The following is a 13,005-nucleotide window of genomic DNA, read 5'->3' as shown; positions in this document are numbered from 1 at the left end:
ATAGAAGTCCAACCTGAATCTGCAGGGCCACGGGCCTCGGCTCCGGTGGTTGTCCCGGTGGAGCCCCAGCACGCGTGGCTTGGGCTATCGACGATGCGGCATCGTCATGCGACAGCCCGAAACGAAGAAAGGCCAGGGGCGTACACCCCTGGCCTTTCTCCTGGCAGGCTGTTCCGGCGCCTCACGGCGCCGGTAAGCTCACACTTTAGAAGCGGCGACCGCCGCCGAAGCCGCTGCGGCCCGCGCCACCGGCTGGGCGTTCCTCGCGAGGACGTGCTTCGTTCACGGTCAGATCGCGACCTTCGAAAGCCTTGCCATGCAGGGCGGAGATCGCCGAGCGCGCCTGCGCCTCGGTGCCCATTTCGACGAAACCGAAACCCTTCGAGCGGCCAGTCTCGCGATCCATGATGACGTTCGCGGACTCTACGGTACCGTGCTCCGCAAAGATCGCTTCGAGCTCACGGTTCGTGACGCTGTAGCTCAGATTGCCCACATACAATTTCTTGCTCATTAACAGGACTCCAAAAAAACAAACTACCGAAGTACGCCTGCCGCGATGATCGCGACAGCGGTTTGCAGCGTGGGCTTGAGGCTTACAATAACCACAGGACGTGCTGAGTTACACGCCACATGTGGCTTGGCAGGAGGAGGCGGGGCTAGCAGGTGCCAAGGGCATTGTCTGAAAGTAACGTTCCGGATCCTCGTGGCGAAGACCGATTCTTGCGCCGCGACAAACGGCGTCAACCATAGGCCTATTTTCGGCGCTTGTCCACAAACTTTTTTGGCTGTGTCCTTATCCCTGCTGTGAGCGCGAAACGGCTCACCGGCCCGTCTACACTCGCCAAGCAGACGCGCTGTGTTCCTGTCCGCATGCCCTTGATGCGTTATGCTTGATTCAGTTGGCGTGAAGGAAGGTCAGCTTCCAGGCTCCGGACGCGGCCCCCGTTTAAATCGCAACGATCCCTCTGAGCGTGCATCAGTTCGTGGCAATCCACCCGCCCACCAGCCGTTTCACACTACCCCTTTGGGTGATCCTCATCCTGTTTGCCGTCTTCGTTGGCTGCTTTCAGCTCTACGTGCAGGCCGAGAAGGAGATCGATCACGTCAACGACTTGCGCCACTCGTCTCTGCAACTTTCCAACGAGTTGCGCCACGCATCGGACGATCTTTCGCGGCTGGCGCGCAGTTATGTGATTACGGGCCAGCCCGCCTACAAGACCGCCTATCAGCAGATTCTGTTCAGTCGCGACGGCAGGCTCCCACCGACCGTCGGTGATCCAGACTCCGACCCGCGTCGGGTCGGACAGATTGGGACGACGTCGGATTCCGACCCGCGGGTACCGATGCCCTTGTTGGATCGGCTACGCCAGGTCGGACTGAGCGTCGACGAAGTGCTAAAGCTCCAAGACGCCAAAATCAAATCGGACGCGCTCGCCGCGATGGAAGGCGAAGCGATGCGGCTTGCCGAGACGATCGGGAGTGACGCTGACGCCAAGCACGTTCTGGCCCGGTCCATGTTGTTCGGCGAGTCCTATGAGCGTGCCAGGGCGGCGATCATGGGGCCCATCAGCGAGTTCCACGAGCACCTGGAAACCCGCACATCGAACATAGTGCAGGCGTCGATGGAGCGCGCCTTGTCCATGCGGTATCTGGTTATCGCGTTTGGTCTGGTTCTGGTGGTGGTCGTCTGGTTGAGCTACCGGCGACTGCGGCGAACGTTGGGCGGTTCGGTCGACGCGGTTCACGCATTGATTGCGAAAATTCGGGTCGGGGATTTTTCGGCGAGCGATGCAGTCGGGGATGTCGCTGCCGACACTGTGCTGGGTTGGCTTTCCGAGACGCACCGTGCGCTCGGGCAGCTCGAGGCCGAGCGGCGAGCCACGGAGGGGAAGCTGCGGCAAGCCGTGACGCGTTACGAAAAAATGCTCGGCACGACGAGCGATGGCTTCTGGCTGGTCGATGCGACGACCGGCCAGCTGCTCGATGTGAATGAGGCAGCGGAGCGGATGAGCGGCTATCGCCGCGAGGAGTTGCTGGCGATGCGGATCGTCGACCTCGACATCGACCATTCCAGTCGCGCTGTCGTCGATCGTAGCAGCGCGATCATCGGGGAAGGCGGTCAGTTGTTCGAAACCCGTCACCGGCGCCGCGACGGCTCCATCATCGACGTCGAAGTCAGCGCGACCTATGACCCCGACACGCATACCTTCATTTCGTTTCTGCGCGGCATCACCGAGCGCAAGGCTGCCGAGGCGGCTCTCCGGGATCGCGTGGCACTGCGGGAACAACTGCAGAGTATCGCCAATGCCGTACCCGGCGTCGTCTATGCGTTCGAGATCGCTCCGGACGGAAGGACGCGACTACCCTACGCGAGTCCGAAGCTTGTCGACGTCTTCGGAATCTCGCCGGAGATGGCCGCAAGCAGTGCAGATCCGCTGTTCGCGCTGATCCATGCCGATGACATCGAAGGTGTCCATGCCAGCATTGCCGAATCGGCGCGATCGTTGACCCCGTGGTCTGCCGAATGGCGGATCCGACATCCCGAGAAGGGATGGGTCTGGATCGAGGCAGTCTCGACGCCCACGGCTCAGCCTGATGGCTCTGTCTTGTGGCATGGGTTCATGCACGACGTCACCGCGCGCAGGGCGGCCGACGAAGCGGCGCGTCGGGAACGGGAATTCCGGGAGACGCTGATCGAATCGATTCCCGGCATCTTCTACGCGCTCGACGCCACAGGCCGCTTTCTGTTCTGGAACGTAGAAATGGAACGGGTCAGCGAACGCAGTGCGCGGGAGTTCCAAGGGCTCAACGCGCTCGCGTTGTTTGACGGCACTGACGCCGCGCGAGTGGGAGAGCGTCTCCGGGAAGTGTTCGAAAGCGGCCGGAGCACGGTGGAGGCAGAACTCGTGGCAAAAGGCGGTCGTCGCACCCCCTATTTCTTCACGGGTATCCGTGTCGAGCAGGCTGGCCAGCCGATTCTGATCGGTACCGGTATCGATATCAGCGAGCGCAAGCGGGCGGAACAGGAACTGGAGCGCTATCGGTATCACCTTGAAGATCTGGTCAAGGCGCGGACAACGGAACTCGAGGAACTCAATCGCCGACTCAGCATGAGTGATCAGCGCCTTAGCGCCATGTTCGCAATGAGCCAGCAAGCGGCCGAGATGTCGGAGGCGGAACTGTTGCGGCACGGGATCGACGAGGCGGTGCGACTGACCGGCAGTGCGATCGGCTACCTGCATTTCCTCAGCGAGGATCAGGAAACCATTCGCCTGATTACCTGGTCGTCGAGCACGATGCAGGTCTGCACCGCCGCCTTCGATGACCACTACCCGGTCAGTCGAGCAGGCGTTTGGGCCGATACCGTTCGCGTCAAGAAACCCGTGATTCAAAATGACTACGAGAGCCTGCCGCATCGGCGAGGCTACCCGGAGGGGCATGCGAAGATGTTCCGTCATCTGGGAGTTCCCGTTCTCGAGCACGGACGGGTTTGCATGTTGATCGGCGTCGGCAACAAACCAAGTGACTACGATGAGTCCGATGTGCGCGAACTGCAGTTGATCGGTAACGATCTCTGGCGCATTTACACCCGTCGTCGGGCCGAAATCCTGCTGGAGGAAGCCAAGATCGAAGCCGAGGCCGCCAATCGGGCAAAGAGTGCCTTTCTGGCCAATATGAGTCACGAAATCCGCACGCCGATGAATGCGATCCTCGGGCTCGGTTCGTTGCTGCGGTTGGACCCGTTGACGCCGACTCAAGCCGACCGGCTGGCCAAGATCGAGACCGCGGCAAACCACCTGATGAGTTTGCTGAACGACATTCTCGATCTTTCCAAGATCGAGGCCGAGCGGCTGGTGCTGGAACACATGGATTTCGCGTTGGCCGGGGTCATGGAGCAGACGCGGGCGCTGATTGCCGACGCGGCGTGCGCCAAGGGGTTGACGGTGACGATCGAAGGAGAGGCCCTCCCGCTCAGACTGCGGGGTGACCCGACCCGGCTGCGCCAGGTCCTGCTGAACTACGCCGGGAACGCGATCAAGTTCACGGAGCGCGGCTCGATCGCACTGCGCGCGCGCCTGCTGGAACAGACCGCTGCTGATGTGCGCGTGCGGTTCGAGGTCGAGGATACCGGGCCGGGCGTCGATCCGGCCCAGGCCGAGCGCTTGTTCGACGCTTTCGAGCAGGCCGATGCGTCGACGACGCGTCGCCACGGGGGGACCGGGCTTGGCTTGGCCATCACGCGGCGCCTGGCGGAGTTGATGGGTGGCGAGACGGGTGTCGACAGCGTGCCGGGGCAAGGCAGCACGTTCTGGTTGACTGCGCGCCTCGAGCGGGCCCGGGACGCGGCGCCCGCGGAGTCGGTTGCCTTGGAATCGCCTTCGGCCTTCGAGGATTCCTCCGCGTTGGGTTACGGCGGTGCCCGCATCCTGCTGGCCGAGGACAATCCGCTGAACCGCGAAGTCGTTCTTGCACTGCTGCAGCAAAGCAATCTCGTCGTCGATGTCGCCGAAAACGGCGCCCTGGCCTTCGAGCAGGCGCGAACGCGGTGCTATGACCTGATTCTGATGGACATGCAGATGCCGGTCATGGATGGCCTCGAGGCGTGCCGCCGCATCCGCCTGTTACCGGAATATGCAAGCGTTCCGATTCTGGCGCTGACTGCCAATGCCTTCGGTGAGGACCGTGTTGCTTGCCTCGCCGCGGGCATGAATGAACATCTGGTCAAGCCCGTCTCGCCGGAAGCGCTGCACGCCGCATTGCAGCGATGGCTGCCGCTGGCGCGGTTCGCTGGATCGCAGACCAATCTCGCGGCCGTTGGAAGTGCCGAGCCCGGGGCCGTCTTGGAGTTACCGGAGATCGACGGCCTCGACACGGATCTTGGATTGCAATACTCCGGTCAACGAATTGCCCGATACTGCCGTGTGCTGCGATTGTTCGCAGGCGAACACCCGGCCGTCGCCGCGAGCCTGAAAGATGCCGCCGACGGCGGTGACTCCGAGGCTGCGCGGCAGATTGCACATCAGCTCAAGGGCAGTGCCGGTGCGGTCGGAGCGACCGTCCTGCAAGCGCTTGCCGCCGACCTGGAAGCGGCCGCGAAGCGGGGCGCGCCGCCGGCGGAAATCCAGTCTTGCGTGGAAGCTGTTGCCCGCGGTTATGCGACGTTGGCCGACGCCATCCGGGATGCCGGCATTTAGCGCTGCCTTGTATCGATCATCATCCGCTGGCAGGCCCGACGGGCGCCTGCGGACACTGATGCCTGTCGCGATCGGGCAGTAACCCAGCCTGACCGTAGGTGGAGCGAAAGCCCCATGGGTGCCAGATGCCCCGCCGGCCAGCCAGTTTGCGCTTTCGGTAGTCGAATCGGAGGTATTGCATGAAACCCAAGGTCGCGATCGCCTGCCAGGGGGGCGGCAGCCAAACTGCCTTTACCGCTGGCGTCTTCAAGGCGTTGTTCGAAAGTCGCGTGCAGGAGCACTTCAACATCGTCAGTCTGAGCGGTACGTCGGGTGGCGCGTTGTGTGCGTTTCTGATCTGGTATGCGCTCAAAAAAGGGGAAACGCCGGTCTGGAGGCGGCTGATTGACTTCTGGGAAGACAATGCCGCTCAGGGCTATCAGGAGCAGTTTTTCAACGACTGCATCATCAAGACCCTGGAAATGGTCAGTCGGGGTCAGTTGCCGCAGTTCAATGTCAGCCCGGCTTCGCCTCTGTTGAAGGCCGCCTCCTCGGTAGTCAACCAGGGCATGCGCAGCCGCTTCACCGACCTGAAGGAATTGCTCGAAGCCCATGTCGATTTCGCCGAACTCGCCGCCTGGGGGGCGCAGACCGAGCCCCCGGTGTTGTTGCTGGGCGCCTGCAACATCCTCAGTGGCAAGTTGCACAAATTCAATTCCTGTCGCGAGCCGATCCGTGTCGAGCATCTGCTGGCGTCGGCCTGTATCCCCAACCTCTTTCCCGCGGTCACGATCGGTGACGAGGCCTACTGGGACGGGCTGTTCTCCGACAACCCGCCGATCGATCGCCTGATCAAGGGCGACTTCGTCGGCAAGGACAACATTGCGCAGGAAATCTGGGTCATCAAGATCAATCCGACCGCGACCGACAAGATTCCCACCGAGCCCGACGACATACTCGACCGGCGCAATGAACTGGAGGGTAATGTCTCGCTGTTCCAGGGCCTGCGGCAGGTCGAGTACCTGAATGAACTCTTGTTGAAGGGGGCGTTCTGCCAGGACTTCCTGGCCCGGCTCGACATCGCGGCACCGGTCAAGTTGCCGAAGTCGTTCCCGGACGATCCCGACCAGCCCTTCCACATACCGATGATCGAGATGTCGGAAGATCTGGTCGGGACACTCAACTACGAGAGCAAGCTGGACCGTTCGCCCGCGAACATCCGTCGTCTGATTGCGGACGGCGAGAAACAGGGGCGAAGCTTTCTCGAAAGCCGGCTGGCGAGCCTGGGCGTCTGAGAACCGGCTGCTTACGGTGCGGCCTGCGCGTCAGGTCGCGCCGTAGGCCCGCATGAACAGCTCGACATTGGCCTGGACCAGCCGCGCATCCTCCTCCGCCGACGGTTTGCCGAGCCCGAGCATCGCCCGGATGTGCGCCCCGCCGAGGAACAGGGACAGGAACTGATCGGCGGCCACTTGTGTATCGTGAGGTCGCAAGGTCCCCGCGGCGACGGCCTGATCGAGATAGTCCCGGACCCCGCCGATCAGCTTCTCTGGACCTTGCCGGAAAAAGGCCGCGCAGGCCTCTTCCTGCACGCCGGCCGCGGCGAACAGCACGCGGTGGCGGCCCATCACCTCGTCTGCCCGCATCAACGCCAGAAACCGCCGGCCGATCACGCTCAGCGTTGCGGCCGGTGATCGCGGTTCCAGCGTCTCGCCCGCTTCCAGATCGAACACCGTGTCGGTCCGTTGGCCGATGACCGCCTCGAACAGCGCGGCCTTGGTCGGAAAGTAGCTGTAGATCGTCATTTTCGAGACCCCGGACTCGCGCGCGACCGCATCCATGCTGGTGCGTTCGAAGCCCTGCTCGAGGAATTGCCGGGATGCCGCGTCGATGACCCGACGCATCCGCTCGGGGTCGCGGGGGCGGCCGGGGCGGCTCAGGGTGGGTTCCGTCACGATACTTGACCGTATAGTAAAGTTATGTAGACTTACTTTACCGTCGAGTATATTAAGTGGTGCGAACATGAGCAACCGGACCTTTCTCCTCCGCGGCGTGGTTCACTCCGTGCCTGATCCATCCCGTCTGCGCTCCTTGGCGACCGCCATACTGGCCGTGGGTCTCCTGCTCGCGGCCGGGTGTTCGCCGCCACCTGCACCACAGGTCGGGCCGCGCCCGGTCCGCGTCGCTCAGGTGCGGATGGCTGCGCTCGGCTCGAATGCCGGTTTTGCCGGTGAAGTCAGGGCTCGCCGGGAGATCCAGCTGGCTTTCCGTATCGGCGGCAAGTTGGCGGTCCGGCGGGTCGAGGTCGGTGACCGGGTACGGAAGGGTCAGCTGATTGCGCAACTGGAGTCGGACGACGACCGTCTTGCGGTGCAGAGCCTGAAGGCGCAGCTCATCGCGGCGCAGGCCGAGCGCGACTTTCTCCGCGCCGATCTGGAGCGCTTTCGCGAGTTGCTGCAACAGGCCGTCATCGCCCAGCCGGAGTGGGAGCGGCACGAGACGGCCTACACCGCTGCACGCGAGCGGGTCGCAGCGCTGGAGGCGCAGCGGGCGCAGGCCGGCAACCGTCTCGCCTATACCGAACTGCGCGCCGAACGCGACGGCGTGATCAGCGGACTCGCGGCCGAGGCTGGCGACGTCATCGCGCCGGGGCAGCCGGTCGCGGTGCTCGCGCAATTCGATCAGAAGGACGTCGTGATCCAGGTGCCCGAGCAGCGTGTGCAGGGCTTGAAACCGGGTCTGGAGGTGGTCGCGAGACTCGGCGCGGATGGGCCACGCCCGCTCAAGGCGCGAATCCGGGAGATTGCGCCGGCTGCGGACCTTTTGACGCGGACCTACACGGTCAGGGCAGCGCTCGTCGAAGGACTCGATCAGGCCGCACTGGGCATGACGGCGACGCTGTGGTTGCCCGTGCCGAAACCGTCCGCAGCGCTGGCGATTCCGATGTCCGCGCTTTTCACCACGCCTGAAGATCCCTCGGGGGTGCGGGTCTGGATTGTCGATCGCTCGAGCGCAACGGTCGCGACGCGGCGTGTGACGCCCGGCGCGCCGCTCCCGGACGCGCGCATCGAGGTTTCGGGGTTGAGTCCCGGCGAGTGGGTCGTGACGGCCGGGGTGCAGCGGCTTGCGGAGGGACAGGCCGTCGACGTTCTGGAATCGGTTGCCGCCATCGCAGCCACTGATCTGACCCATCGCGAAGGGGCGCGCCCATGAGCCAGTTCAACCTGAGTGCCTGGGCCCTGGCCAATCGCGGCTTCACCGCCCTGCTGATGGCGCTGTTGATGATCGGCGGGGTGCTTGCCTACCTTGAGCTGGGGCAGGGCGAGGACCCGGAGTTCACGTTCCGGGTCATGGTCGTCAAGACGCTCTACCCCGGTGCGACGGCACTGGAGGTCGAGCAGCAGGTGACCGACCGTCTGGAGCGGAAGATTCAGGAGTTGCCGAATCTGGACTATCTGCGCAGTTATTCGAAGCCGGGCGAGTCGGTCATCTTCGTCACGCCGCGAGAAGATGTGCCCGCCGACACGATCCCTGGCCTGTGGTATCAGGTGCGCAAGAAGGTCGGCGATATCGCCATCGCGCTGCCGCCGGGTATCCTGGGACCGTTCTTCAACGACGAGTTCGGCGACACCTACAGCGCGATCTACGCCATTTCCGGCGATGGCTATACCGATGCGGAACTCCGCGACTTCGCCGACGCTGTTCGCCGCCAGCTGCTGCGGGTCCCGGATGTCGAGAAGATCGACCTTATCGGCGTCCAGGACGAGCAGATCCACGTTGAGTTCTCCGACAAGCAACTCGCCAAGCTCGGACTCGATCCGTTCCAGATCGGACATGCGCTGCAGACACGGAATGCGATGGCACCGGCCGGCGCCGTGCGCGACCCGCTCCGGGAGCTGCCGATTCGCGTCACGGGTGCCTTCACGGCCGTGGATGAGATCGCGAACCTGGCCCTGCGGGTCGGTGGCAGCAGTTTCCGCGTCGGGGACATCGCCCGCGTCACGCGCGGCACCGTCGATCCGCCGGTGTTCAGGATGCGCTTCAACGGCAAGGACGCCGTGGGGCTGGGCATCACGATGCGCCAGGGTGGCGACGTGCTGGCCCTGGGCGCGGCCTTGAAGGCGTCCGTGCGCCGCATCGAGGGCACGCTGCCGGTCGGCGTGGTCGTCGAACAGGTCGCCGATCAGCCGCGGGTCGTCGAGCAGGCGATCGGTGGGTTTCTGCGCACCTTCGGCGAGGCGCTGGCGGCGGTGTTCCTGGTCAGCTTCCTGAGTCTGGGTTTTCGCGCCGGCTCGGTCGTCGCACTGACCGTCCCGCTGGTGTTGGCAGCGACGCTGCTGTGCATGTGGCTGTTCGGAATTCACCTGCACCGGATTTCGCTGGGGGCGCTGATCCTGGCGCTGGGTCTGTTGGTCGACGATGCGATGATCGCGATCGAGATGATGGCCCGGAAGCTCGAGGAAGGCTGGGAACGCGCTCGCGCGGCGACCTATGCCTACGGCGTCACCGCGCTGCCGATGCTCACCGGTACGCTGATCACCGTCGCCGGTTTCCTGCCGGTCGGGCTGGCCCGGTCCCAGGCGGGCGAGTACACGGTCGCAATTTTCCAGGTCGTCGCGATCGCCCTGACGCTGTCCTGGATCGGGGCGGTCATCTTCACGCCCTACCTCGGCTACTGGATACTCCGCGTGACGCCCGCCGCGAGCCATGCCCCGGACGCGTTCGACACGCCATTCTACCGGCGCCTGCGACAGGCGGTGGACCGGTGCGTCGAACACCGCAAGGCGGTGCTGGTGGCGACCGCCGCGCTGTTCGTGCTGGGTGTCGCGGCGCTGCTGCGAGTGCCGCAGCAATTCTTTCCGCTGTCCGACCGGCCGGAACTGATGGTCGACCTGTGGTTGCCGGAGGGCACGGCGGTGGCCGAGACCGGCGCGTCGGCGCGTCGACTCGAGAGCCTGCTCACCGCCGATCCGGATGTCCTGCACACCAGCACCTACGTCGGGGGCGGCAGCCCGCGTTTCTTCCTGCTGATCACGCAGCAGCTGAACCACTCGAATCTGGCGCAGCTGGTCGTGATGACCCGTGACACCGTGGCGCGCGAGCGGGTCCGGCATCGCATCCAGCAGGCGTTCGCGACCGATTTCCCGGAAGTGCGGGGTCGTGCGACACGCCTGGACGTCGGACCGCCGCTCGAATATCCGGTGGTGTTCCGCGTGTTCGGCGAAGAGGCCGAGGTGGTGCGCCGCATCGCCGACCGGGTCAGGGACGTGGTCCGGGCGAACCCCAACACCGTGGACGTCAACGACGACTGGCACGAGCGGATTCCGGCCGTCCGCCTGGTGGTGGATCAGGACAAGGCGCGCGCACTCGGCGTCAGCTCCGTGGGCCTGTCGAATGCACTGCAGAGCCACTATGACGGCCTGCGGGTGGGCCAGTTCCGCGAAGGCGACGAGTTGCTCGACATCGTGTGGCGCGCACGGCCGGAACAGCGTGTCGCGCTGCACGAGTTGCCGGAGGTTGCCGTGCCCACCGCGGGCGGCCGCAGCGTGCCGGTCTCGCAGGTGGCGCGGCTGGAGACGGTGTTCGAGGACGGCATCCGCTGGCGCCGGAACCGCTTTCCGGCCATCTCGGTGCGCGCCGACATCGTCGACGGCAGCCTTGCGCCCGATGTCGCCGACCAGATCCTGCCGGACATCGACGCGATCCGGGCCGAATTGCCGCCGGGCTATGCCATCGAGGTTGGGGCCGCCAAGGAGAATGCGTGGCTTGCGCAGCGCTCGATCCTCGTCTGGATTCCGCTGGTCGCGGTCGTGACCCTGCTGTTGCTGATGGTGCAGTTGCGAAGCCTGTCGCGCAGCCTGCTGGTGCTGCTGACAGCCCCGCTCGGACTGATCGGCGCGGCCTTCGCATTGCTGTTGTTCGGCGCACCGTTCGGTTTCGTGGCGCTGCTCGGCATCATCGCGCTGGCGGGCATGATCATGCGGAACTCTGTGATCCTGGTCGAACAGATCGACCGCGACGAGCAGGCCGGCCGCGATACCTGGACGGCCATCGTCGAGGCGACCGTGCGCCGTTTCCGGCCGATCCTGTTGACGGCCGCGGCGGCGATCCTGGCGATGGTGCCGCTATCGCAGAACGACTTCTTTGGCCCGCAGGCCATCGCGATCATGGGCGGCCTGACGGTGGCGACCGTGCTGACGGTGTTCTTCCTGCCCGCCCTTTACGCCGCCTGGTTCGACGCCCGGCGTCCGGACAAGCGCGACGATCCCGGGCCTGCCGCCGCGGCGTCCAGTCCGGCTGCGTCCATGCCGGCCGGAGGTGTGCGATGAAGGCCGCGGTGCTGTTCTCGGGACTCGTGGCCTTGGCCTTGGCCTTGGCGGGCTGCACCCCGACGCGGGTCGATCCCACGGCGTCGCTCCCGAAGGTGGAGCGTTGGCGCAACGCCGAGGCCGGGGCCGCCGTCACCGATCCGCGCTCGCTGGCTGCGTGGTGGCAGGGTTTCCATGATCCGGTGCTGAACCGGCTCGTCACCCAGGCGTTAGCCGCGAATCGCGACATCAAGGCCGCGCGGGCGCGGGTTCGTGAAGCGCGGGCGATGCTCGATGTGGCCGAGTCCGCGCTCTACCCGACGGTCGAGTTCTCGGGTTCAGGCGGACGGGAGAAGCGAATCGACCGCATCATTGCCGTCCCTGGACCCCAGGGCGTCAAGCTGGTCACGCCGGCAGCCAACGCCGTCAGTGGGGGGCTGGTCGCCCGTTGGGAGATCGATCTCTTCGGCGGGCGCAGGCTCGAAGCGGAAGCCGCCGCCGAGCAGGCCGCCGGCAGCGACGAAGGGGCCCGCGCGGTGCGCGTCGGGCTGCTGGCCAATCTCGCGACGAACTATCTCGAGCTTCGGGGTATCCAGGCCCGCATCGGTATCCTGCGCGAGCACATCGCGCTCCAGCAACAGCGCCTGCGGACCCTGCAGGCGCTGTTCGCCGCAGGCCGTGCGAATCGCGCCGATGTGGCGCGCCAGCAGAGCGCGCTGCGGAGTAGCGAAGCCGTGCTGCCCGACCTCCTGCGTGCGGCGGACGTCACGATTCATCGGCTTGGGGTGTTGGCTGGCGAAACGCCGACCCGGCTGCAACCGCTGCTTGCGCCCGCGGCGGCGCTGCCGGTGGCCGCGCCGCGACTGCCCGGCCTGTTACCGGCCCAATTGCTGGAACAGCGGCCGGATCTGCGCTTGGCCAAGCGTACGGTGAATGCAACCGCAGCGGCTCTCGGCGCGGCCGAGGCCGAACTGTATCCACGCCTGGTGTTGTCGGCGAGCGGCGGTTTCGGTGCGCTCGCGGTCGGTGGCTACCCGTCGCTGGCCGAGACGGTGTATGCGCTGGGCTCGGGACTCTCGGCGCCGCTGTTCAACGCCGGCCGGATTCGCGCCGGCATCACGGCCGCGGACGCGCGACTGGAACAGGCCGCGGCAGAGTACGAGCGGGCCTTTCTGACTGCGCTGGAAGATGTGGAGAACGCCTTCGTGGGCCACCGCGCCGCTACAGAACAGGTCGAGCAATGGGCACGCGCCGAGGAAGCTGCGGCGTTATCGCACCGTGACGCCGAGGCGTTTCACGTGCGGGGCGCGACCGACCTGTTGTCGGTGGTGGATGCCCGGCGGGCGCAACTCGAGGCTCGTGACGCTCGAGTCCGGGCGCAGACGGCTCTGGCGGTCTCGGTCGTGTCCTTGTATCGGGCTTTCGGGGGCGGATGGAGCCCTGGCGCCGACCCGGTCGCCAGCCGCTGAGGCCGCAACGGCGTTGGAGGGGTAACGGTCTGGGTTGCTTGCCGTGTCCGGTCA

At 65.3% G+C, this 13,005-nt stretch carries 7 protein-coding genes; 5 read left to right on the top strand and 2 right to left on the bottom strand.

The features are described 5' to 3' along the window. Positions 1 to 205 precede the first annotated feature (205 nt). Positions 206 to 511: an RNA-binding regulator gene (rbp, locus tag ACW73L_RS16930; protein WP_129882690.1), complete on the bottom strand. Its 306-nt coding sequence runs from the start codon at positions 509 to 511 to the stop codon at positions 206 to 208. 460 nt (positions 512 to 971) lie between these two features. Here rbp and ACW73L_RS16925 point away from each other — a divergent pair, with 460 nt between their 5' ends. After that, a complete protein-coding gene (locus ACW73L_RS16925; protein WP_498923709.1) occupies positions 972 to 5,195 on the top strand; it encodes a PAS domain S-box protein in 4,224 nt (1,407 codons plus the stop codon). Between the two features lie 179 nt (positions 5,196 to 5,374). Then, positions 5,375 to 6,469, top strand: a complete 1,095-nt coding sequence (locus ACW73L_RS16920; protein WP_498923708.1) for a patatin-like phospholipase family protein — start codon at positions 5,375 to 5,377, stop codon at positions 6,467 to 6,469. Positions 6,470 to 6,499: 30 nt separating this feature from the next. Here ACW73L_RS16920 and ACW73L_RS16915 read toward each other — a convergent pair whose 3' ends face one another. After that, positions 6,500 to 7,129, bottom strand: coding sequence for a TetR/AcrR family transcriptional regulator (locus tag ACW73L_RS16915; RefSeq protein WP_498923706.1), 630 nt, complete (start codon positions 7,127 to 7,129; stop codon positions 6,500 to 6,502). Positions 7,130 to 7,196: 67 nt separating this feature from the next. Between ACW73L_RS16915 and ACW73L_RS16910 the strand changes: the two genes are divergently transcribed. From ACW73L_RS16910 to ACW73L_RS16900, 3 genes are read left to right on the top strand one after another with little or no spacing between them, the layout of a single operon-like run. Continuing rightward, positions 7,197 to 8,387 (top strand): efflux RND transporter periplasmic adaptor subunit, encoded by a 1,191-nt coding sequence (locus ACW73L_RS16910; RefSeq protein ID WP_498923704.1) that lies wholly within the window; start codon positions 7,197 to 7,199, stop codon positions 8,385 to 8,387. Continuing rightward, positions 8,384 to 11,503 carry an efflux RND transporter permease subunit gene (locus ACW73L_RS16905; RefSeq protein WP_498923702.1) on the top strand — a complete coding sequence of 1,040 codons (3,120 nt, stop codon included), beginning with the start codon at positions 8,384 to 8,386 and terminating at the stop codon, positions 11,501 to 11,503. The genes ACW73L_RS16910 and ACW73L_RS16905 overlap by 4 nt, the downstream gene beginning before the upstream one ends. Beyond that, positions 11,500 to 12,951 carry an efflux transporter outer membrane subunit gene (locus tag ACW73L_RS16900; RefSeq protein WP_498923700.1) on the top strand — a complete coding sequence of 484 codons (1,452 nt, stop codon included), beginning with the start codon at positions 11,500 to 11,502 and terminating at the stop codon, positions 12,949 to 12,951. Before ACW73L_RS16905 ends, ACW73L_RS16900 begins: the two co-directional genes overlap by 4 nt. Positions 12,952 to 13,005 lie beyond the last annotated feature (54 nt).

It is taken from the genome of Methylolobus aquaticus (assembly GCF_054172105.1).
This window is presented reverse-complemented; position numbering and strand designations above follow the sequence as displayed.